Source organism: Chloroflexota bacterium, from assembly GCA_040902225.1.
Lineage (GTDB): Bacteria > Chloroflexota > Limnocylindria > QHBO01 > QHBO01 > CF-167.
The window spans coordinates 362105-385168 of record JBBDXT010000007.1; the positions used below are offsets into that span (position 1 = coordinate 362105).

Below are 23064 nucleotides of genomic sequence, written 5' to 3' on the forward strand. Positions count from 1 at the left end.
CTTGCCAGCGCCGCGGTCGTCCCGGGAGGCCACAATCGTGTTATGGCCGCCCAGCTTGCTCGCCGCCTGCCGCGCAACCTGGTTATGGCCCTGCTCCTGGGCTACCTCGGTTACACGCTTGCATCGTGGTTTCTGGTCTGGAACCCGGCCGATGGTGGCGCCTATTACGCCGCCGCCTTTCGCCTCGTTCAGGGCCAGCCTCTGTACCCACCTGTCAACCCGGAGGCGCACGAGGTCTTCCGCTACGCGCCGTGGTTCGCGGTTGCCTGGATCCCGCTGACCCTTCTCCCGCGTGAGGTGGCGCTGCACGCCTGGTCCCTGGCGATGCTGGGCTGCGCTGTCGTAGCGGTGTGGCCGCTCCTCCGACGACCCACATGGGCACGCGTGGCGCTGGCGGCTCTCGTCGGACAGACCCTCGCCGAGACGGCGATGTTCGGGAACGCCCACCCCCTTGTCGTGGCGCTGCTCGTCTGGACGGCCGGGCGCCGGTCGTTCCCCGCATGGGTCGGGGTGGCGGCGTCACTCAAGCTGGTGCCCCTCGCCTTCGCCCTGGTATGGGCAGGACGTCGCGAATGGGCGAAGGCGGCCATCGCCGTAGGTGTAGCCGCGCTCCTCTTCGCACCCATGCTCCTCTTCGACTTGAGCAGCTACCCGACCGATCCAGGGACCGGCCTGCTCTCGCTCTACGCCGTCTCACCGCCACTGTGGGCCGCGGTCGCACTTGCCTCGCTGGCAGCAACACTCTGGCTGGCGGCGCGCGGCTCTCCCTACGCCTGGGTGGCGGCCGCCGTCCTGATGTTCCTTGGCCCGCCCCGGGTGGTCACCTCGTACCTGGGATTCCTCCTGGTGGCGGTGCAGCTGATCGATCGCGAGGTTGAACGAGCTCGAGGCCGAGCATCTGCACCCAGTACGGCAGAAGGTATGGGCTGATCGCCATGCTCGCCCAGCCAATGCGCCCGCGGATGATCAGCCACGCCGACAAGGGAAGTCCGACGATGAGCCACGCTGCCCCAATGAACCGCGACGGCGACAGATTGAAGTCGTTGGCGATTTCGTCTGCCCCCGATCGGAACAACGAGCCGATCCACTCCGGCAGGTAGCCCGTCGGGAGGGCTGTGAGCAACCCGACCGCCGCGATCGCGATGAACGGCAGCCGCCAGGCGGGTCGCTGCCAGAGAATCCACACCAGGAGCGGCAGCATGATCGGTCGGGGGACCAGGACGCACAAGGCGAGGTAGGCAGCAGTGGCCACGCCATTGCCGCGGTATGCCCAGGCAGCTGCGAGGAGGACGAACACCATCAGGTTGCCCGTGTTCACATCGAACCAGAATGGATAGGAAACGAGCAGGAGCAATGCCAGTCGCCGCGATGGCAGGACGGCGAGCGCAAGGAAATGAGCCACGCGCCACGCGGGGAGGCCGACCCACGTCAGCAGCCCAAGGATGGGAGCGAACTGCGGCGCGTACCGGTAGAAGTACGGGTGATCCCATTCGTAGAGGGTTCCGAGTGGGAAGCGGCGGGCCGCCTCGACGTAGATGTCCCAATCGAAGGCGCGCTCGTGGTCGATGACGATCGTGGCCAGCCCGATCACGTTCGCCGCAAGAGCAAGGATGATCGCTGCATAGATGGCCGCGTGGCGGAGCAGGATGACGGCGCGTTCGCGCGTCACGCGCTTCACGCGCGTCACGGGCGGCGGGGGCGCGCCGGCGCGCCGACGATCAGGTATGTGACGTCGTAGACGAAGAGGCGTGGCAGGGCCAGCACCACGCTCACGGCCGCTGCCAGCCAGCCGAATCGACCCGCAGCCAGCCGCAGGGTCACCCCGATCGCTGCCCCGACCACGACAGCCCAAAGGATTGGCACGGCGATGAGTGACGCGGCCTGGCCCGCCTCAGTCGCATAGCCGCGCAAGTCGTAGAGGAGAGCCGGTGCCCACAACAGGGCGGCGACTGCGACCGCCGCGGCGAACCGTCCCCATTGACCGCGCCCCAGGTATACGAGTGCGAACAGGATGGGGAAGATCTTCAGCGAGGCCGCGACTCCTACCCAGGCCGGGCCGCTGCGGCGCCCCACCGTCCAGGCAAGCGCCGCGATCAGGAGGGGGTGAATGTTGCCGACGGCGCTGATTCCCACCAAGATCGGGCCGAAGAAAGCGACCGCCACCCAGGCCCGCGCTCGAGCCAGCGGCACGAGAGCAAGGCCACTGGCCGCGAGCAGCAGCGCGGACCATGCCGCACCCGCGACCTGCATGGGCAGGTAGGTAGCCGGGATCGCCAGCCAGGCGAACCATGGGGCGTATCGGTACACCTCGGAGGCATCGACGTTCGTCAGCAGTGGGTACAGCGGCTCGCCGGCCCGAAGGCGCAGTGCTGCGTTCCAGTAGGCACCAGCGTCCGACAGGGTCCAGTGGGTGGCGGCCTGGAGGAGGTTGAAGATGCCGATGCCGATGATGACGGCGAGTGCGAGGGTTCGAGCCAACCGCGTCAGTTGCGGCAAGATGCGATCCGCTCAGTCATTCCAGCCGCCAACGCGGCCGTGGCTGGATGCCTGATCCACTCGGCCAACCCGCCCCATCTTGAAGGCACCACCAGTCCGCCAAGGTGGTCAATCGGCCTACGGCGGTAGGCGTACTGATCGTTGAAGGCACCGCTGTAGACATCAAACGAGTAGATCTTGTCGGCGATGACCGGCCCGAGTTGTGGCATACGAATCATTGCGATTTCGGCAATCACGCCTACCACACGCTCGCCGGCGAGGGCTTCGCCAACCACGCGGGCACGCCAGTACTCTGCAAAGGTACCTTGACTGTGCTCGAGCGATCGGAGGGAATCCAGTCCTGCCTGTTGTGAATCGCACCTGAGGACCTGAAGCAGTGCTGCTGCGCTTGGGCCGAGAGGTCCGGCCTGGATGACAGCTTGATGAGTCGACTCCGTATTCTCGGCGAGACCAACCAACCAGGCAGGATCAAGGCGGCCCTTGAGCCACGGAGCCTTTCCGTCCTGCCACAGTGCGACCGCCTTATCAAAGAGGTCCGCCACAGGTTGCTCGGGGTGCGCGAAAGATTGCCAACTCGGATCAGCGGTGATCCAGGGACCATGCAGAATGGTCAGTGCCAGCGCATCGGTCGCAGATGCCGAATCTCCGGCTCGGCTGGCTGCTCGCGCGAGCACGATCAGATTTCTCGGATCCGACGCATCACGCTGAACCGCCGATCGAGCCGCAGCCAGGGCTCGGGCCGGATCGCCCTCGGCCAGCCAGGCCTCGGCCAGCGACCGGAACGCAATGTCATCCGCCGGATTCTGGGCCGTGGCGGCCGTGAGGTCGGGAACTGCAGCGCCGGGCAGACCCGCAAGAATCGCCATGGTCCCGCGCTCCCTCACGTAGAGTGCCATCCCTGGATCGAGGGTCGCAGCCATATCAAGCATCCGGCGCGCCTCTGTATACGAGCCTTCGCGCGCAGCGCGGGAGCCGGCGTCGTAGGCGAATGCGGCAAGAACCATTGCGGCCTGCACCAAGGCGAGGACGCCCGTGGCCGCAATGATTGCGGGCGTCACCCATCTGGAGCGGACAGGACGCGCGCTCTCAGCGACCTCTCCGAGCTTCGCAGGAGCCCCGATCGATGTCCATATGACGAGGGGCGCCAGGAGGAATCCGTACTCGAATGGGTTGGTGCCGACGCTTACGACCAGCGCATAGACAAGCACCCACGTTGCGGCGGCGGACGGAGGACTGTTGCGCCGCCACATCCGGCCTACGCTTGCGAGGACGGCTCCGGCCGCCACCACGCCAAGGAGCCCGACCTCCGCGATCAACTGCACGGCTGCGTTGTCTGGATGTCGGCTGACGAATGTGTAGCTGTCAAAGTAGTCGGTAAGCCGGAGCAGGAAGGGGAACGAGCCAGGGCCGATCCCCTGGATGGGGTGCTCCCGCCACAGGGTTAGAGCCGACGACCACTGACCGGTCCGCGCGTCGATTGAGCGAACAGCGGTCAGCCGCTTCACGACCTCATCAGCGAACCCGGTCATGATCGCCGCGATCACGATGACGCTGGCGGCGGCGATCGCCGCGACCACGATGCCGCGACGCGACCGAAGAACCAAGACGAGGGGTCGCAGCATTGTGACTCCCGTCGCAACGGCCACCGCCAGCCACACACTGCGGGAACCATCCATCACGACCGCCGCGCCAATGCCCACCAGAACGGTCGTCAGCAGAATGCGGAGAAGTCCGCTACCCCGCTGAAGCCAGATTGCTGGCGCCAGCATGACGAGGAGGCTGGTCAGGTCATGCCGGTGTACCCAGGGGCCCGATGGCAAGGCAAGGTCGAGTGGCGGGAGGGCTCGCCATCCGGTGAGAGAGAGCCAGTGAAGCCAGATCTGGCCCCAGAGCGAGATCACCACGACGCTCAGCACGATGCCGAGTGCGGCCATTACGAACAGGGCGTATGCGCGCATCTCCTCATTGGCGAGAACGCGACGACCAACACCCAGCGCTGACGCCCAGGCGAAGGCCAAAACGCCGGCGTCGAAGGCCTGCCGCGGGAACATTGACAGGGCGCAGGAGATCGAGAAGGCGACGAGGGCTCCCGTCGTCGCGAGGTCAACCAGGTCTGCCTGGCGTCGCACCGCCGCGATCCAGGCCACGACAAGCACGGCACCAACAACCGCTCCCATGAGTCGAATGGCTGGGACGAGCTCGCTCGCGCCCGTCCCCAGGACCACGACCACCGCCACGAAGCAACCGGCAAGCAGAGACTTGACCAGTCGGCTGGGGGGATAGAGTGATTGCATCGGCTGCGCTACCGCGGGTCTCTGCAATTGGCGAGGCCCGATTCCGGCGCGCCACGCTTCGCCGCTTGGCGTGGATCCTGCAGCCACGCCGCGAGGCCCTCCGCCCGAGTTGGCAGGAGTGGCTCCAGCTCAGGCGGAGCCAGCGGAAGCGTCTTGTACAGTCCGACGTCCTCATTGAAGTCGGCGAATACCGTGCCCGGGCCGGGATCCGTTCGTGCGGGGAGCGCCAGCTCATTTCTGCGGAGGACGGCAATTTCGACGGCTGACCGATAGGCATCCGTGTCGCCAACGAGGCTGCTAAGCATCAGCCTGGCAGCCAGCCATGCGCGGTCGTCCAACGCGTTATCGGCATCGGCGAGCAGGGTTGTTGCTCGAGGGAGGTCACACCGCACGACAGCGTCTACCGCTGCCAGCGCAAGGGGCAGCCCCGCGAGGGGGTCCGCGGCGGTCATCGCTCTCAACCATGTCGCCTCCCAGTTCCCCTGTAGATCACCCGCCTCGGCACCCCATGCGGCGGCCGCCTGGCGCATCTCTGAGATGGATACATGCCCGAAGACCTCTGCCCAAGAGGGCGCTGCTGCCGCCCACGGCGACCACGTAAGCGCGTCGGCCAATGCCTCGGGGCCAAGCTCATCGTCACCGGCCTGCATCGCGACCCACGCAAGCAGCATGTTGTTCGGCAGATGCGCTGGGCGAAGCTGTACTGCACCTTGTGCCAGCTGGGTCGCCTCACCAAGGCGCCCGTCGTTCACGGCGAGGACCGCGAGCGCACGCAGGGTGGTGGCATCGCCGACATTCAACTTATGAGCCTTCTCAAGGTAGTCTCTGGCCTCGCGAACATCCCCTGCCTCGGCGGCGCGGACTCCTCGCTCGCGCCAATACAACGCCATTGACGGGTCGAGGGCGACCGCCATACCGAGTGCATGCCGGGCGCCGCTGAGGTCACCCACCGCAACCCGGAGGCGCGCCTCGTCGAAGGCACTTCTCGCGAGGAGGGAGGATGCGACGGCAACCACGATTACCGCCCCCACGACGGTCGACAGAATACGTGGCCAGGTGGACCGCTGAAGGGCAGGCGATTCAAGTGCGAGGCGCTGGCGCGGGGCCGAGAGGGCAGCCCAGGCAATCCCAATCACGAATAGCACCGGAAAGCTGCTGGGGAGGTCCGTGAGGCTCATGAGCCCGACGATGGCCAGGCCGGCGAGGGCATATGGCGAACGCAGAGGATGCCGGCGGATACCAATCACAAGGCCGGTGCCCCCGACGATCAGGGCCGTGAGCCCGATGAGCCCGGACTCGAGCAGAACCTGCACGATCATGTTCTGAGCGTCGGTCCCCGGATCCGGAAACGTCGGCACGGCTTGGCTGAAGCGGAATACGGCCGGGAACGAACCAGGACCCCAGCCAGTCAGCGGACGCTCGAGCCATATCGCCACCGCGCTCGACCAGGTCTCCGTCCGTATGGCCACGGTGAACGTGTTCAGCAATCGGGTTGCCACGTTGGCCAACGTCCCCGTCAGCGACAGCACCGCCATGATGGCGGTGACCACGGCCCCGGCCCAGAGCACGGTGACGGGCCGTGGCCGCACCTTGAGCACGACGGCCGCGATGGCAACGGCGGAAAGGGCGACCCAGGCCGTTCGTGCACCCGACATGGCCACCACGCCGAGTGCGCCGAGCGAGGCTGCGGCCGCGATCGATCGCGCTCCCTGCCGTGCTTGAAGCTGGAGAGCAGCTGGAAGCAGCAGTGCGAGCACCATGGCCGCGAAGTGAAAGTGCCAGTAGTGACCGGGTGGCAGCGGAAGGTCCAATGGGGGAGCTGCGCCCGTCCCTCGCCACCAGGCCACCCAGTAGGGAATCCAAAGGGAGAGGAACCCCATTGCAAGGACCAGTCCGCACAGACCGAGCACTGTGATCATCACGCGTTCCGCTCGCATGGAGGCAAGTTCGCCGCGCGCGATTCCAAAGGCAGCCACAGCGGCCACCAGGCTGGTGGCTGCGTCGAAGGACATTCGAGGGAATGCTGATGTGATGCAGGTGAGGAGGAAGGCGAGGAGGGCGATGAGGAGGAAGCGATCTGTCAGGTCGTTGTTCCGTGGCAGCTCGATGACCCAGAGCCCAATGAGCGCCGCGGCGATGGCGGCGTTGATCCCCGCCAATGCCGTGACGTACGTCCCAAGGGTGGTGCCGCCGACGAGAACGAAGTAGAGGAGTGCCGCGGCGAGCACCATTTGGCGGACGGTGAGCGCGGGCGCACGACTCTCGTTCACCCGGCGAACGGTACTCTTTTACCTATCGACAGCCGCGCTGCCTCTGCCATCATCCGGACCGAATGAGCCAGCATCAGATATGACTTCGCGTCACCTCATGGCGCTCCGGCTCCTGCTCGGCCTGGCCGACGGGGTCCTCGCGTTCCTGGTCTTTCTGACCGTCTCTGCGGTACGGTTCCAGGAGGGTGACCCGACGGCCAAGTGGTCGGTGGGCGTCGAGGTACCGATTGCGGCCACGCTCTTCTCCATCACCTGGGTTGTTGTGCTCTGGTCGATGGGGCTGTATCGCCTCCGTGCTCGATGGAGCCTCAGGGCCGAGGCGCGCGATATCGCCCGGGCCACGGTGCTGGCGGTTGCCCTGACGTTGTCCACCCTCTTCATCTTCCACCAGGATGACGTGAGCCGTGTCTTCCTCGCCATCCTCTTCATCGTGCAGCCCGCCCTGACCCTCGCTGGACGAGCGCTCCTTCGGTCCTGGTTCAGCACCCTTCGGCGCCGGGGCCTCAACACGACCTACATGCTCATTGCGGGCACAGGGAAGCTCGCGCAGAGCTTCGCGGACAGTGTTGAGTCCCGACCGGCCCTCGGGATCCGCGTGATCGGTCACCTGACCGTCCCCACTCAAACGCGAAGGCCGATTGACGAGCACCAGGTCTCGCGCCCGATCCTCGGTTCCATCGACGACATGGGTGCCGTCTTCCGGAAGGGGATCATCGACGAGGTCGCTGTCTGCCTTCCGCCATCCTCGCAGTCGTACCTGGAGCCGATCATCGCCATGGCAGCCGATGAGGGAAAGACCGTCCGAGTACCCAGTGACCCTGACCAGGAGGTGCTGGCGTTCGCGGTGCAGGAGGAATTCGAAGGCTTCGTAGTGCGGTCAGTGGTGCACGACACCCGTCGGGAGCTTGAGCTGGCGATCAAGCGCGTCCTCGACTTCGCGGGTGCCGCCGCGGCACTGGTGGTGCTCAGCCCACTCCTCATCGTCACGGCGGTCGTCATCAGGCTCAAGGAAGGGCCGCCGGTCCTCTTTCGTCAGACCCGCGTGGGGCTCCACGGCCGGACGTTCACCATCTACAAGTTCCGGACGATGGTGCCGAACGCTGAGGAGAGATACGAGGAGGTCGCTGACAAGAGCGACACACGCGGGGCCGCCTTCAAGATGCACCACGATCCGCGCGTCACCGGGCTCGGACGCTTCCTGCGCAGGTCCAGCATCGATGAGCTACCGCAGCTCCTCAACGTCCTCAGCGGCGACATGAGCCTCGTCGGCCCGCGTCCTGCCCCTCCTCGAGAAGTCGACCAGTACGACATCTGGCACCGGCGCCGCCTGTCGATGCGGCCCGGCATGACGGGGCTCTGGCAGGTGAATGCTGCCCTCGACGAACACTTCGACAAGCGTGCTGAGCTTGACCTGCGCTACATCGATCAGTGGTCCCTTCTCCTGGACCTGGGGATCCTGGCTCGCACGGTGCCGGCAATCCTGACTCGGCAGGGCCACTAGGCTGTCAGCAGAACGACGGTCAATCGCCAGGCGGATCGTCCGAGCCCTACCGCGGCCGGTCGCGGACGTCCTGCGGGGCGTGGTTCATCGGGTGCGGGGGCCGGCGTTTGATGAGGTGGCGATCGTCCACATGGTGCTGCGCGACGAAGGTCCGGGCACCCTTGTGGACGTCGGTGCTCACTTTGGCAGTTCGCTGAGACGATTCGCCGATGATGGTTGGCGAGTCATCGCCATCGAGCCAGACCCGCAGAATCGCGCCGTTCTGGTCGAGCGCATGCAGGGCCGAGGAAATGTGGTCATTGACGGTCGAGCCATCGCTGAACGAGACGGCGAGGTTCTCGCCCTCTACACGAGCGACGTTTCGACCGGCATCTCGGCCCTGGCGCCCTTCCATCCGAGCCACCGGGCGACCAGCGAAGTCGAGACGGTCCGGCTCGACACGCTTCTTGCGTCGGAGGACCACGTCACGGTCCTGAAGACCGACCTCGAGGGCTACGATCTGCGTGCGTTGCGAACCTTCCCGTGGGACCGGCTTCACCCACGCGCGGTCGTCTGCGAGTTCGAGGATCGGAAGACCGTCCCCCTCGGGTACACCTACCACGACCTCGGCTCATACCTCGTTCAGGAGGGGTACTCGGTTTTCGTATCCGAGTGGTTCCCGGTCGTCGAGTACGGCCGGCGGCATCGTTGGCGGTCGCTGCGGCCCTATCCCAGCGAGCTGGAGGATCGGGCAGCGTGGGGCAACTTTATCGCGGTCGACGAGGATCTCCGCCAGGTTGTCAGCGGAGTCGCGAGGCGGCACGAACGATGATGCCGGCCTGCCCACCAGCGATGCCGCTCACGCCGATCCAGACCGAGGATCGCAGCCATCTGCTGGCCAAGCTAGCCGCTGGCGAGTATCGCCTCGAACGCCTCGATCGCTGTCTCTGCGACTCAGCCGATTCGGTCTCGATCGCCGACCATGATCGCTTCGGCATTCCGGTTGGGGTCGTGCTGTGCCAAGCTTGCGGGCTCGCCAGGACCACCCCCCGGCTGGCGACCGCCAACCTCGCGTCCTTCTACCAGACGGACTACCACGGGCTCCATCTGAGCGTACGACGACCCGACCCGGACCAGATCCTGTTCCGCCGTCGGCCGGAGGCGGCGATCCACCCCTTCCTGGCCGACCTGCTGCCACCTGGTCCCCTGAGCGTGGCCGACGTCGGAGCCGGAACTGGCCGAGACCTGCGTGCCTTTGCAGAGGCCGTCGGCGGTCCGATCCATGTCGTCGGGTGCGACTTCTCCGAGGCCTTCGCGGCTGCGGGCAGAGCGGCTGGCACTGACATCCGCCATGGCGGACCCGAGACGCTGATTGAATTCGCGCCCTACGACGCCGTGATCCTGAGCCACGTCGTTGAGCACTTTCCGAATCCGACCACCGACCTGGCAGCAATCAGGTCGCTCGGGCATGACGGGACCCTGTTCTACGTCGAGGTGCCTGGCTTGCTGAGCATTGACCGCAAGCCTGAATACGCCTATCGGCTCGATCGCTATCTGACACTGGCCCACACCTTTCATTTCACGCTCGACACACTGGCTGCGACGATGAAGCGGGCCGGATTCAGGCTAGTGCGTGGCGACGAGGAGGTGCGCGCGGCGTTTATCCCGGCGCCGGTGACCTCGCCGCCCAACGATTCTGAGATGGCAACGCGTATCCTGACCAGCCTGCGACGTCTGGATTCATGGCCGATGCGGCTGCGGCGGGTGAAGCCGGCGCTGCGGCAGCGTCTGGTGGTGGCAGCCCGTGCCATTCTGCCGGTTTCGTGGATCAAGGCCCTCAGACACCGTAGCCGATGAGCACCAGGCATTCGTTCACGACTTGGCCGCCGTCGTCATGGATTCGAAATCCACTTTCGGAAAGACCGTGAGGTTCCCGCGCACGGTCGCGTCCACGATGGATCGGCCGTCGGCGATGAAGCGATCATTCGCCAGGGAGTAGGCGCGCTCCGACATCTCCAGGTCGGGGAGTTGCCACTTGACCCCGGCGCCAAAGTAATTCGGGTCGAAGTGGTTCGGGTCCGCGCCCTGAGAGGTGACGAGTTCATTGGGCGGGCCTACGCTCGAGAACCGGTGGTCGACGCCGACGAGGACCACTTCCCGGAAGCCCAGGTGATAGGCGACCTGCATCGCCGCATAGGTAACCGTTGCCCCTTCCCACGCTCCCTTGCCAAGATCCCGCGAGAACGTGAGGCTGGGCGCGCGGCGGACGAAAACGACATCCGCGCCACGGGGAACGTGCCTGCGTGATCTCCAGCTCACGAAGGTGGTCGATCCGAAGCCAAACAGCTCTGCGCCGAACTGCTCGACCACGTATCGGTTGACGGCGACAAGGAACGTCGTTGGCTCCCCGATTCGATCGAAGAGTAGGTATCCGCGATTGAGGGCGAACGTGCGCTCCCCGCGGAGGCGAGACAGGTCGGTTTCGCTCAGGCTTGGCCCATTCCCGATGATGAAACACCGCTCTCCGGCGTAGCGGCCCGCCATCTCCTTCAACCGGCGACGAGATTCGCGGCCGCGAGCGTCCAGCCGATAGGTCGTTGCCTCCGCAGCAGGGAGGATGCGATCACGGTATGCGCTGGCCAGGCGCATCGAGAGGCGTTCGCCCACGACCCTTCTGACGGCAGCCAGGCCTTTTCGTTCGAGCTGCGTCATCCGTCGTTTGCTCCACCCGCACGTCGTTTCAGCGCCGAGGCGATGACATCCTCGAATCGGTCGGCAATTGGCGCGATTGCGAAATGGGAATCGGCGTAGCCGCGTGCAGCCTCCCCGGCCGATCGGAGCCGGTCGCGGTCGGCGAGCATGGCCCTCGCCGCGGCAGCCAGACCTGCAGCATCGCCCGGATCCACAACGGTTCCGGCCCCTGCCTGGTCGATCGCCTGAGCCGCAGGGTTCTCGCTCGGGATCGCGGCCAGGATCGGTCGACCGGCAGCGAGATAGGTCAGGATCTTGGACGGCACGGAGAAGGCCGACGCGTCCCGCTCCAGCACGGCCAGCAGGACGTCGGCGCTCGCCAGCATGTCAGCGACCTGATCGTACGGCTGAAACGGCAGGATGCGAAGATTCTGGACGCCGCCACCATGGGCACGGAGCCAGTCCGCCCCAGCCCCCTCGGAGGCAACCACGACCGTGGCCCCAGGAACGCTCCTCGCCAGCTCGAGGAGCAGATTGGGATTGTGCTTCAGGGCTAATGTGCCGGCGTACAGCAACGTCGGACGGTCGTCGAGAGCATGCGCACGCGACCACGGGTTCGACTTTGAAGCGGGCGGAGCGTCGTCGATTGGCGCCCAGTTCTGGATCACTTCGACCTTCTCCATCGGCACGCCTGCCTCATTGATCGCTTCGAGGTAGGTCGATGAGATCGCCACAACGCCATCGGCCTCGTGCAGCAGTCGTCGCTCAATGCGGCCGAACCAGCTGCCGATCAGCGTGCCGAGCATCCGGATGCGCCGGCCGGTGATGTGCCTGATGGCCAGTGAATGCAGATCCTGGAGCCAGACGACGGAGGATGCGCGGATCGACCGAGCCGTGGATACGGCGGCCGTCTGGACATAGAGCGGGGCGTTGGCCGAAAGGACAATGTCTGGGCGAAACGCTTCGATCCGATCGGCCAGGCGACGCCCGTAGCGTCGCTCCTGGGTCAGCCGCCGCCATCCCCCGGGCCTCAGCGGCTCGTTCAGAGTCACGGGCGCAATCGAGAGGCTGGGCGGATCGTCGGCGCGTCGCTTCATCGGTCCCTTCGGCCTGCGGAACCCGTCGGCGTAGAGGTGGAGCACCTCGTGCCCTCGCCTGGCGAGCTCCCGGGATAGCTGGACGATGAACGGGTAGCCGCCGTAGTCGTGGACCAGGATCCGCCCTGCCCAGCCTGGTGCTTCGTGGTCCGGGATCACCGCGGCAGTGTACGAGCCACCGTGATCCCACCCATCCACCAGGCGGTTTACCAGAGCCATTCCACCGACGGTCGCCGCTCGTTGTCTCTGACTACCGAAGGAGCGCCGGCAACACCTCGAGCGTCGTGACATCATCGGGGAATGACTCTCCACGCGAAGCGAATAGCGTGCGCAGCCATCCGTCAGAGTCGGCCCTGTCGCGCCGTAGTCCGTGATCGCTGAACACGATCAGGGTTGCTTCGGGATCGACTTCGATGATGCGATCCAATGCCTCGATCACCCGGCCGTTGATGAAGCGCAGCTGACCAATCAGCCGATCAGCCAGAGTAGGGTTGGGCGGCCCCACGTGATTCTGGCACTCGTACCCGCACGATTTGGCAGGGCCGCCATCGGCTGCAAACAGGTAGGGGGCGTGGGGGCTGTAGATGTGCGCGAATACAAAGCGGGGAGACGCCCCCGCAGAGGCTTCGAGATAGTCGAAGGCGTCGAGGATCGTCGCACGGCGCATTGCGTCCAACGGAAGGATGAAGCGCAGAAGGCCCTTGTCGACCAGGTGAGCCTCAAACACCGAGAGCCACGGGCTTTCCAGGACATGGTCGGCCGTGCGCCAGTCCACCGCAGGTGCGGGCGAAACGATGGAGTAGGTCGTGTACCCGGCTGCGCGGTACCCCGCCAACGCGGGCGCGGCGTTCAGCAATTGCCAGAGGCGCCGATGCTGGGCGTTGCTCCCATCCCACTCCTCCGCCAGGAGCTCCTCGAGCGGACGCATCTGCATCATCGACGGCACGGTCTGGATGGTGGCGATGTTGGTCGACTGGCTGTGCTCAGCCACTTCGAAGCCGCGATCCTCCAGCGCGTCGAGGAATGGGCGATTGTCGAAGTCGAAATAGTCCATGAGTGAGTCGGCTCGCGGGTAGCCATCGAGCAGGATGAGGTACACGTTCGGCCCCGATGCGACCGCAATTGGCTCCTCTGGGGGAAGGTCAGCAGGCAGGCTCACTACCAATGCGGTCGCCGTCGCGAGGCCGAACCAGGCACCCACGAACACGTTCAGCGGACCAGTCAGGGGTGGCGTAACGTCCCATCCCTGACGTCGCATCACCGAGCGCCATGTGAGGAACAACCACCCTGCGGCCAGGACGACGTACACCACTGGGACGGCGATCACTCCGATCAGGCTCAGCGCTACAAAGAATGAGGCGAGGTGCCAGCGCCGGGTTGCGCCACCAATCAGCGCGAACGCGACGGCGGCGACCAGGGTGAAGACCCCGAGCGGCCGGTAGAGCTGATCGGGTGAGACGTGGGTTCCCCCGTAGGCCGCCAGTACCAGCGTCGGTGCCAGCAGCACCCCGTAGAACGGGCGCGTCACCATGCTCCCCCAATCGATGCCGAGCGGCACAGTCCTATGGGAGGTTCAGATCCGGCTGGATGACCTCGATCTGCGGCTGTTGCATCGGTCCGCCGAGGGGGTAGTCGAGGACCGGGATCTGGGCGCCGACCAGCTTCATCCCGCCGCCGATCAGCAGCAGGACCACGAAGAAGAAGAACAGCAGCTTCATCGGCGCAAGAGTAGCCGACGTATGCAAGCCTAGCGCCATGGTGGAGACCCGCGGCCGAGCTGATGGCCTTCTGATCATCGCTGTCGTGGTGGTCGGGGTGGCGTTGCTGGTCACCGCGCGCCTGGGGCCCCGGCCGGGGTTCGCCGGGCCGACCGACAGCGCCGCTGCCAGCCCGAGCACGACGCCGGCGAACATCCCGAGCGGCGCGCCGCACGAGGTCCTGCTGGCCGTTGGTGACATCGCCTATTGCGACTCGTCCGCGGACGACCAGGTCGGCGAGCTGGCAGCGCGGCTGGAGGGGACGATCGCGCTGCTGGGGGACATCGCTTATCCGCGGGGCTCATCTGACGACTTCGCAAGGTGCTTCGACCCGACCTGGGGGCCGCTGCGCGATCGCCTGCGACCGGCGCCGGGCAATCACGAGTACGAGACCAAGCGCGCGTCGGGGTACTTCTCGTACTTCGGAGCCGGCGCCGGCGACCCCACCGAGGGGTGGTACTCGTACGACCTGGGCGGTTGGCACCTCGTTGCCCTGAACTCGGTGTGCGACGCGATCGGCGGCTGCGGCAACGGATCACGCCAGCTGGCCTGGCTGGTCGCGGACCTGGAGGCGCATCCCGTCGCCTGCACTCTGGCCTACTGGCACCACCCCCGTTACTCCTCCGGACGCCACGGGGACGACGACATGACCGATGCCCTGTGGGACGCCCTGGCCGGGGCGAACGCGGATCTCGTCCTGTTCGGGCATGACCACGACTACGAGCGCACGGCACCGATCGATGGGATGCGGTCCTTCGTGGTCGGGACCGGGGGTCGCAGCCTGTACGCGTGGCCCGGTGCGCCCGGTCCGCACACGGAGGTGCGCGCCAACGACACCTACGGCCTGCTGGAGCTGACCCTGGCTGCGGCCGATTACTCCTGGCGCTTCATTTCCGCTGGAGGTGGCTCATTCACCGACGCGGGCAGCGGGACCTGTCGTTGAGTGCTTTGACGAGCAAAGCGGCCCCGCCTAGCATCCGGCGGTGACTCCCCTTCGTTCCCCGGCCCCCGACCACGAGGGCGCCATCGCCTCGGCGCCGTACCGCCGCCATCGGCGCATCCATCGGTCTGGCAGCCACCCCCGCCCGCGCGTGCTGCCGCTGCTGGCGACCGGCGGCACCGGCGGGGCGCAGGAGAGCTACACCGGTCTGCTGCTCCGCCTCGACCGCTCTGCCTACGAGGTGCGAGCCCTCTCGCTGTCGAGCGGATCGGCCGTGCAGCGCCTGCGTCGGCTGGGCCTGGAGGTGGAGGTTATAGACGAAGCCGATGACGAGGCAGCCGTCCGTGAGCTGACGGCCTACCTGGTCCGTAACGAGATCGACCTCCTGCACGCGCACATGTACCGCGCCGAGGTCGTCGGGGCGCGGGCGGCGCTCGCCGCCGGCACCGCCGTGGTGATGGCCACGGTGCACTCGTCGCGCGTCCGCTCCCGGGAGGACGTGGCCACGGTTGCCGTGCTGACACCGGTGATGGACCGATTGATCGTGCCCTCCGCCTCCATCCTGGAGAAGGTACGCGCCGAGGGCCGCGGCGGCGCCTCGTTCACGGTCGTCCCCAACGGGGTCGATCTGGCCCGCTTCGACCTTCCCGTCACGGCCTGCGCGCTGCGCCGCGAGTTCGGCATCCCAGGAGGCGCGCCAGTGCTCGGCGTCGTCGCGCGCCTCGAGCCGGAGAAGGGGCACCGATACCTGGTCGAGGCCATGCCGGCCATCCTGCTCGGCGCGCCGGAGACCTGGCTGGTGATCGTTGGCGAGGGCTCTCAGGAGGGGGAGCTGCGGGCGCTCGCCGGCTCATTGCCGCGCCCGGTGGCCGAGCGGATCGTCTTCACCGGGCGGCGCGAGGACGTCGCAGCCGTCACCGGCGAGATCGACGTGGCGGTGCTCCCCTCTCTGCGCGAGGCACAGGGGATCTCGATCCTCGAGGCCATGGCCCGCCGCAAGCCGGTGGTGGCGTCCGCGGTGGGCGGCATCCCCGAGGTCCTGACCAACGGGCTCGACGGCCTCCTCGTCCCACCGGCCAATCCTGCGGCGCTGGCCGAGGCCTGCATCCGCCTCGCCTGCTCGCCCGAGCTGCGAGCCCGAATGGGCGAGGCCGGCCGCGCCACGGTCGAGGCCCGCTTCAGCCTGGATGCCATGGTCCGCCAGATCGAGGCCATCTACGACGAGGAGCTGGTCCGCGCCGGCGCACTCCCGCCGGAACGAGCGCCCGTCCCCGCTGCGAGTGGCCAACCCAGGGCCCGCGCCGCCCTCGAGGTCCCGCCTCTCTAGCGGTCTCGCCTACCAACCCCATTGGTACAACTGCGCCGATGGGCCCCTCCGGGTGCGATCTCACCAGCTCCGTTGGTACCGCGACCCCTCACGAGCCTTGCGAGGGCAGCTGGGGCACCGATGTACCAACCACACTGGTAAACGGCGCTGCTTGCAGCTACTCCCCGAAGCCGTGCTCCCCGATGAGCGGCACGAAGACCACGGGATCCCGGCGCGAGCGGCTCAGCTCCTCGCCCCGTCGCTCCACCACGGTCAGCTCCTGGTGTACCCGCGTCCCGACCGGCATCACCAGCTTGCCGCCGTCGGGCGCCAGCTGGTCGAGCAGCGGCTGCGGGACCGATGGACCGGCGGCGGTCACGATCACCGCGTCGTACGGCGCTCCCGCCGACCAGCCGTGGGTGCCGTCGCCAACGACCAGCCGCACGCCCTCGTACCCCGCGTCCGCCAGCCGTCGCCCCGCCGATTCGGAGAGCTCCTGGTGCCGCTCCACGCTCACGACCTCCGCGCCCAGCTCGGCGAGGATCGCGGCCTGGTAGCCGCTTCCGGTCCCGATCTCCAGCACCCGCGCGCCGGGCCAGCCGCGTGCCGGCCCGGCCGCGTCGGTCATCAAAGCCACGACGTACGGCTGGGAGATCGTCTGTCCGGCGGGGAGTGGCAGGGCCTCATCGGCATACGGGTTGCCCACCTCCACGAACACGTGGCGAGGTACGGTGGCGAAGGCGCGCAGCAGCTCCGGATCCCTGAGGCCGCGGGATGCGATCTGCTCATGCACCATGCGCCGGCGCGCCGCTTCGAGCTCCTCGGGGCGGGCTTCGACGCCGGCGCGCGACGCGAATACCCCTCGGCCGTTGCGTGAACGGAGGCGGAGCCAGTTCATCGGTTCAGGCAAGAAACTCGACAGCCGCGTCTCGTCGACGCGGCTGCACGGGTTCGCGGCGGCGGCGGCTTACGCCTGGGCCGGGGTCGCAGCCCTGTTCCGGGTGCGCCCGTTGCCGGTCTTTGCGCTCGTGGGCTCGTCGTCGTCCAGCTGAGCAGCGCCGGAGTCGAAGGCGCCGAGCGTGGCGGCGTCGAGCAGGTCGTTGAGGAGCCGATCGGCCCGCTCGCGGACCAGGCGCCTTGTCTCCAGGCCGGAGCGAGGAGCGAGCAGCACCCCGACCGCCAGCCCCATGAAGAAGAAGCGGATCGCGATGCGTACGCGGCTGAACATGGACACAAGTCCTCGTGAGGGTCGAATTCGAGGGGCCAAGGATATCACCGATGCATGACAAGCCCGCTCAGGCCAGCAGACGGGCAAGGATCGCCACTCCGTACCCGGCCAGCAGGAGCAGGCCGACGTACACGTGGAGCTTGATATTTGTCGCCATGATGGGCATCAGCGCGTACGGTTGGGAATAGAACTGGCTGAGGCCCGTGTAGACGCGCCAGACGAGGGGCGCCGCGAGCAGCGCCAGCAACGTTGCCACTGGCAACAAACCGATCGCGACGCCACCCACAATGACCGCAAACGCCAGGACAGCTGAGGCGAGGTAGATCCCCGTCACGACGCCCGGCGCGAGGCGCACCGGAAGCGTCCGCTTGCCGGCGGCCGCATCGCCGACCCGATCCGGGATCTCGTTCACGTACAGGATCAGCGCCACCAGGATCGCCACCGGCACGGATGCGATGGCCGCCTCCCAGCTCAGGGAACCGGTCTGCACGACATACGCGCCCAGCAGCATGATCGGCCCGAAGCCGATCGCCACCGCGATTTCACCGAGCCCCCGGTAGACGAGCTTGAGCGGCGGAGCCGTGTAGGCGAGTCCCAGGGCGATGCCCGCCAGCCCGATCCCCAACAGGGTCGCCGAATCGGTCGCCCAGACCAGCACAAGGCCGATCGCGGCAGCCCCGCCGAAAAGCACGGCCGCCAGGGTGATGAGCTGTCGAAGCGTCAGCAGGTCGTAGATCAGGACTCGCGACCCGCCGCTGAAGGGGGTGGGGTTCACGTTCGCCTCATCGGCGCCGGAGAGGGTGTCGAAGATGTCATTGCTGACGTTGATGGCCAGGTGTGCCAGCGCCGCTCCGACGACGGTGAGGAGCGCGAGCCACGCGTTGAACGCGCCACCGCGGGCGGCCACGGCAATCCCCAGCAGGACTGGCACGGCGGTGGCCGATAGAAACGGAAGCCGCGTGGTGCGCAGGAAGAGCCAGCCCAGGGAGAGCCGCGGCCGGATGGTCCGCCCCTTCTCCTCGGAAAGCTGGGCCAGGTAGCGGCGAGACTGAGGCACGGAGCGCTCGGAGTATTCAAAGAAGGGGATCTCGCTCTCGTCCCAGCCCCAGGCGCGGGTCGGGGTGAACGTGACCGACCCATCCTGACCGCGGCTGGCCGAGCCCCACAGCTGCACGTAGCGCCGCTCGTCGTAGCCTTGGCCCGGCGTGGGGCGAATATGGCTGCCGAGGACGTTGATCGGGCGATCGACCGGGATGGCGGCCTCGTCACCGGCAGTTGCCCGCAGCACGACCACGCCACGCCGCGTGTCAACCGAAAAGTCGGTGGCGACGCTCATCGGAAAGCCAGCGAGATCCACCCAGCTGACCACCACGAAGGGGTACCCGGCCAGCTTCTCCAGGTGGCCCGCCTCGACCGGAGGCATCAGGCGACCTCGTGCCGGGGCGCGTTGGTCACCGCCGGCGGGTGGCTCGTGTCACCGCCGGGCCAGAACAGGCACTGCTCCGGCGTGATCTCAATCACTGCGCGTTCGAAGAAGAGGGGCAACGCGACCCTCATCCTCAGGAACGAGTCGATCACCGGCTCCTTCTTCCGCCACAGGTCAAGAATCAACCGTTCCCACTGGCTGTGCGGGTCGTCCTCGATGATGCGGGCAATCCCCTTGATGGTGGCGCGGTCGGTCAGGCCTCGCATGGCGACCGGATCGGTGAGCGAGACGGAGACATGCGGGTCCCGCTTGATGTGCTCCAGCTTGCGGCTGAACAGGGTGCTGGAGTGCATCAGAATCCGTTCGCCGTCATAGAGGGGGATCAATGGGTGCGTGATTGGCTGACCGCGGGGGCCGATGACGGTGAGCTCGCCCACGAGGGCCTCGCCGAGCAGTCGCTCGACCGGCTGGGGCAACCATCCCATTGAGCGGCCTCCTTCGCTCATTCTGTGTGCAGCGCCCCGGCGCGTTCCAAGTGGGGCGAGGCACCCAGGGACCGATAGGTGGCGATGGCCTCCTGCAGCAGCCGTTTCCTGTCGGCCTCGTCGCTCACCAGAGCCAGCGCTTCCTGCGTGCGGGCCGCCTCGAAGACATGCGGGAAACCCTGGAACGCGGCAAGGGCGCGAGAGAGCGATGCATGGGCGCCAGCCGTGTCGCCGCCCGCGGCAAGCGCCTGGCCCATCGCGCGTTCGGCGACTGCGTTCAGCAGCGGATCCGCATGGCGGATCGGCGCGATCCTGTCCATCAGGGCTGGAAGCTCGTTCCACGCGCCTCGCTCGACCAGCGCGGCGATCATCGCCCGAGCCGCGTCGTGCCAGCGCCAGCCAAGCGCCCGATTCAACACGTCGCCTGCCAGAGCCTCCCCCTCCTCCCGCGCGCCGGCCGTCACCAGCGCTTCGGCGAGCTGTCCCTCGACCGGCCCGGGACGGTCCTCCCATGCCTTCGAATGACGCGCGGCATCGAGGGCGCGCTGAGGGTCGCCACGATGCGCAACCACCATTGCTCCGAGGCTCGGGCCGGACTGTACCGCGATGCAGCGCACGCCGGCACCAAGCTCGGGGTTGGTCAGGTGCTCGGCCAGAAGGGTCTCGACCCGGTCCCAGTCGCCGAGCCAGTACGAGGTCAGCATCAGGCTGTAGGTGCCGTGACCCTGGTCGTGTGCCGAGAGACGCCGGCCCAGCTCGTAGGCCTGGGTGGATAGCTGCTCGGCGCGCGCGGGATCTCCGGTCAGCCATAGCAGCTTCATCGAGAGGCTGTGGTACCACTGCGCTCGCGCGGCCGGCCGCTCGATCTTCTCCAGCATCGGCAGCGAGGGTTCCAGGGCGGCCAGCGCCCCTTCCGGATCGTCCTCCATCATGTACAGGTCGCTGAGGGTGTCTGCGACCACCGTCATCAGGTTTGGATCGCCCAGCCGCTCGGCGATGCGCTCCGCCTCGTGCGCAGCATCCAGCCGCGGCTGCATCGGCCCAGAGACCTCTTCCACCAGCCGCCGCCGGTTCAGGATCATTGCGGCATCGGCAGCCAGGAGCCAGGCGCGCTCACGCTCATCCGTCGCCGCCTCCAGGCCCTCGCGGATGAGTCCCTGGATGACGTCGAAGTCCGGCTCCTTGACGAATGCCCCGCCGCGGTGTGCGGCCATGCCTGCCGCGTGACGGGCGAGAGCGGCTACGCGGCTCCGATCCGCCGGGTCCTTTCGCGCGATCTCGAGCGCGGACATGGATGCGACGAGCATCGCGTCGCCGTGGAATGCCGTTTCATGATCCCGCGCGATTTGCTCGAGCGCATCGAGACGCTCCGTGTCGCTGGTGGCCAGCTCCAGTGCCTGCTCGTGCAGCTCCACGGCGCGCTCGACTGCGAACCGATGCCGGGCCGCGCGGCCGGCCGCAAGGAGCGCTGCCAGCGCGTGCCGGCGTACAACCTCTCGCCCATCCGCATCGTCCATCCAAGCCAGGTCGGCCCCGTCGCCACGGATCGCCGCCCAGTAGTGAGAGGCGATCAGCTCGGCGAACTCATCGGTGCGGTCGCTGACCAGCTCGGCGATCCACTCGGCGACGGCAGCGTGGGCTCGGGCGCGCCTGGCCTTGGGCAGGGTGCCGTATGCGACGTCACGGGTCAGCGCGTGCTTGAACAGGTACTCGGTCTGCCCGGCGAGGGTAGTGGTGGGTCGAACCAGGATCAGCCCCTTTCGTTCGAGCCCCCCCAGTGACGACTCGAGGTCCGTGCCTCCGACCGCGCCCTCCAGCGCGGCTGCCCAGAAGATGCGGCCCACGACGGCAGCCTCCTGCAGCACTCGTCGCTCCTCCGGCTGAAGCGCGTCGATCCGGGCGCCCAGCAGCGCCTGCACGCTGTCCGGGATCTTCACTTCACCGATGGTCTGGGTCGCGCGCCACCGCTCGCCGTCCCGTTCCAGAGCTCCCTCGTCGATCAGCCGCTGCAGGATCTCCTCCACGAAGAACGGATTGCCATCGGCCTTGGCGACGATCTCGGCTTGGAGCCCATCAGGCAGCTCCGCCACCGCCAGCAGGCGGTCGACGAGGTCGTTGCTCTGGTTGTCGGTCAGCGGGCGAAGCGAGATCGCAACCGCGTCCTGGCCGCCGGGTCCGAACCCCGGATGCTGGTCGGCGAACTCCGGTCGCGCGGTGGCCACGATCAGGAGCGGCCCTTCGGTACGCCGCGCGATCTGGGCCAGCATCTCGACCGCCGGCTCGCCCGCCCAGTGCAGGTCTTCGATGACCCAGATCGCCGGGCCGGCGGCGGCATAGGCGGTCGCGAAGCGCGGCCAGGCACGCGCCAGGTCCTCCGCGCTCGCCGGGCCGGCGGCCGCCTCGGGCGTTTCGTCGAGTCGAATTCCCACCGTCGTGGCCAATGCCGCGGTCGTCATCTGTGCATCCTCGGGTGCGAGCCCCAGCGGCTCCAGGATCTCGGCCACCCCGCTCCGCAGCCGGTCCTTCACGACCTCGCTCGTCTCGTCGAGACCGATCTCGCAGGCGCCGCGCAGGATCTCGCCCAGCGCCCAGTAGGTGATGCCGTGCCCGGCGGAGAGGCATCGGCCGCGCAGGACCCGAATCCCGGAGTCGGAACCCTGCGCCGAGGCGACGAACTCATTGGTGAGGCGGCTCTTCCCGATGCCGGCCAGTCCGTAGATCACGACCAGGCGAGGCTTTCCGCTCTCGATCGTCTCGTCCAGCAGGCCGGTGAGGGTGACGTGCTCGCGGTCGCGGCCGATCATGGGCGCAGAGAGTCCGCGCATCCCGCGCGGAGTTGCCTCCGCGAGCTCCTCGACCAGTCCGTAGACGCGCACGGCATCGGCCTTGCCCTTGAGCTCGAGCATCCTCGGCTCGCCGAAGCGGAACGCGCGCTGGGTCGCATTGAAGGTCCGCTCGCCGACCAGGATCTCACCGGGATCGGCCGCCGCCTCCAGCCGCTGCGCGGTGTTCACGGGGTCTCCAGCCACGAATCCCTGATCGGGTGCCGGACCGCCGGGGGCGATCACCTCACCCGTGTTGACGCCGATCCTGACTCCCAGCGTGACCTGGTGCTGGCGCTCGAAATCGGCGTTCAGCTCCTCGAGTCGCTGACGCATCTCGAGTGCCGCACGCAGCGCTCGCTCGGCATCGTCCTCGTGGACGACCGGGATTCCAAAGACCGCCATGACCGCATCGCCGATGTACTTCTCGACGGTGCCGCCCCACGACTCGATGATCGACGCCATGGCGGCGAAGTAAACGCCCAGCAGCGCTCGCAATCGTTCCGGATCGAGCTGCTCGCCGAGCGCCGTTGAGCCGATCACGTCGGCGAACAGGATGGTGACGACCTTGCGTTCCTCGCCGACGCCCCTGTCAGCCATGGACGGAGTCTAGGGCGTCGCGGAAGCGCTGGGTACAGGCGAGGCCTGCGGATCCCCGACCCTGCACGGGTGCATTTACACCGAGCGTACGTAACAACCAACAAGGCTTGAAGCGAAGACCCTTCTCTGCCGTGGCTTACGCCAGGTGCACGTGGCGACCAAGAACGGCCCA

At 67.4% G+C, this 23064-nt stretch carries 19 protein-coding genes; 6 read left to right on the forward strand and 13 right to left on the reverse strand.

The features are described from left to right. The first annotated feature begins 42 nt into the window (after positions 1-42). Positions 43-930, forward strand: coding sequence for a glycosyltransferase family 87 protein (locus WEB29_10485; GenBank protein MEX2137356.1), 888 nt, complete (start codon positions 43-45; stop codon positions 928-930). Here WEB29_10485 and WEB29_10490 read toward each other — a convergent pair. Genes WEB29_10490 through WEB29_10505 form a run of 4 tightly spaced genes read right to left on the reverse strand, consistent with a single transcriptional unit; the run spans position 821 to position 7060 of the window. After that, positions 821-1669, reverse strand: a complete 849-nt coding sequence (locus WEB29_10490) for a hypothetical protein (protein ID MEX2137357.1) — start codon at positions 1667-1669, stop codon at positions 821-823. The two genes, WEB29_10485 and WEB29_10490, sit on opposite strands and share 110 nt — an antisense overlap. 14 nt (positions 1670-1683) lie before the next feature. After that, entirely contained in the window at positions 1684-2496 is an 813-nt protein-coding gene (locus WEB29_10495) for a glycosyltransferase 87 family protein (GenBank protein ID MEX2137358.1), read from the reverse strand. Then, entirely contained in the window at positions 2484-4790 is a 2307-nt protein-coding gene (locus WEB29_10500) for an O-antigen ligase family protein (protein MEX2137359.1), read from the reverse strand. Before WEB29_10500 ends, WEB29_10495 begins: the two co-directional genes overlap by 13 nt. A gap of 8 nt (positions 4791-4798) precedes the next feature. Next, positions 4799-7060, reverse strand: coding sequence for an O-antigen ligase family protein (locus WEB29_10505; GenBank protein MEX2137360.1), 2262 nt, complete (start codon positions 7058-7060; stop codon positions 4799-4801). A 97-nt stretch (positions 7061-7157) separates the two neighbouring features. Between WEB29_10505 and WEB29_10510 the strand changes: the two genes are divergently transcribed. The 3 genes from WEB29_10510 (at position 7158) to WEB29_10520 (ending at position 10397) form a co-directional block, all read left to right on the forward strand. Then, positions 7158-8561 carry a sugar transferase gene (locus WEB29_10510; protein MEX2137361.1) on the forward strand — a complete coding sequence of 468 codons (1404 nt, stop codon included), beginning with the start codon at positions 7158-7160 and terminating at the stop codon, positions 8559-8561. 91 nt (positions 8562-8652) lie between these two features. Further along, positions 8653-9372, forward strand: a complete 720-nt coding sequence (locus tag WEB29_10515) for an FkbM family methyltransferase (GenBank protein ID MEX2137362.1) — start codon at positions 8653-8655, stop codon at positions 9370-9372. Next, a complete protein-coding gene (locus WEB29_10520; GenBank protein MEX2137363.1) occupies positions 9369-10397 on the forward strand; it encodes a class I SAM-dependent methyltransferase in 1029 nt (342 codons plus the stop codon). Before WEB29_10515 ends, WEB29_10520 begins: the two co-directional genes overlap by 4 nt. Positions 10398-10412: 15 nt before the next feature. Here the strand turns inward: WEB29_10520 and WEB29_10525 are convergent, their stop codons facing one another. Genes WEB29_10525 through WEB29_10540 form a run of 4 tightly spaced genes read right to left on the reverse strand, consistent with a single transcriptional unit; the run spans position 10413 to position 14046 of the window. Continuing rightward, positions 10413-11252, reverse strand: coding sequence for a hypothetical protein (locus WEB29_10525; protein ID MEX2137364.1), 840 nt, complete (start codon positions 11250-11252; stop codon positions 10413-10415). After that, positions 11249-12547 (reverse strand): glycosyltransferase family 4 protein, encoded by a 1299-nt coding sequence (locus WEB29_10530; protein MEX2137365.1) that lies wholly within the window; start codon positions 12545-12547, stop codon positions 11249-11251. The genes WEB29_10525 and WEB29_10530 overlap by 4 nt, the downstream gene beginning before the upstream one ends. 31 nt (positions 12548-12578) lie before the next feature. Further along, positions 12579-13886 carry a hypothetical protein gene (locus WEB29_10535; protein ID MEX2137366.1) on the reverse strand — a complete coding sequence of 436 codons (1308 nt, stop codon included), beginning with the start codon at positions 13884-13886 and terminating at the stop codon, positions 12579-12581. A 4-nt stretch (positions 13887-13890) separates the two neighbouring features. Next, entirely contained in the window at positions 13891-14046 is a 156-nt protein-coding gene (locus WEB29_10540) for a hypothetical protein (GenBank protein MEX2137367.1), read from the reverse strand. Positions 14047-14083: 37 nt separating this feature from the next. Here WEB29_10540 and WEB29_10545 point away from each other — a divergent pair, with 37 nt between their 5' ends. Then, the gene (locus WEB29_10545; protein MEX2137368.1) at positions 14084-15028 is read left to right on the forward strand and encodes a metallophosphoesterase; all 945 of its coding nucleotides are present in this window, start codon (positions 14084-14086) and stop codon (positions 15026-15028) included. A gap of 40 nt (positions 15029-15068) precedes the next feature. Next, a complete protein-coding gene (locus tag WEB29_10550; protein MEX2137369.1) occupies positions 15069-16352 on the forward strand; it encodes a glycosyltransferase family 4 protein in 1284 nt (427 codons plus the stop codon). A 157-nt stretch (positions 16353-16509) separates the two neighbouring features. On the opposite strand, the gene WEB29_10555 is transcribed toward WEB29_10550, so the two are convergent. The 5 genes from WEB29_10555 to WEB29_10575 all read right to left on the reverse strand — a co-directional run bounded on the left by WEB29_10555 (position 16510) and on the right by WEB29_10575 (position 22892). Further along, positions 16510-17229, reverse strand: coding sequence for a protein-L-isoaspartate(D-aspartate) O-methyltransferase (locus WEB29_10555; GenBank protein MEX2137370.1), 720 nt, complete (start codon positions 17227-17229; stop codon positions 16510-16512). Between the two features lie 69 nt (positions 17230-17298). Continuing rightward, on the reverse strand, positions 17299-17559 hold the full coding sequence (locus WEB29_10560; protein MEX2137371.1) for a YtxH domain-containing protein: 261 nt from the start codon (positions 17557-17559) through the stop codon (positions 17299-17301). Between the two features lie 67 nt (positions 17560-17626). Continuing rightward, positions 17627-18982 (reverse strand): prenyltransferase, encoded by a 1356-nt coding sequence (locus WEB29_10565; protein MEX2137372.1) that lies wholly within the window; start codon positions 18980-18982, stop codon positions 17627-17629. Next, entirely contained in the window at positions 18982-19470 is a 489-nt protein-coding gene (locus WEB29_10570; protein MEX2137373.1) for a pyridoxamine 5'-phosphate oxidase family protein, read from the reverse strand. Before WEB29_10570 ends, WEB29_10565 begins: the two co-directional genes overlap by 1 nt. A 17-nt stretch (positions 19471-19487) precedes the next feature. After that, the gene (locus WEB29_10575) at positions 19488-22892 is read right to left on the reverse strand and encodes an adenylate/guanylate cyclase domain-containing protein (GenBank protein MEX2137374.1); all 3405 of its coding nucleotides are present in this window, start codon (positions 22890-22892) and stop codon (positions 19488-19490) included. Positions 22893-23064 lie beyond the last annotated feature (172 nt).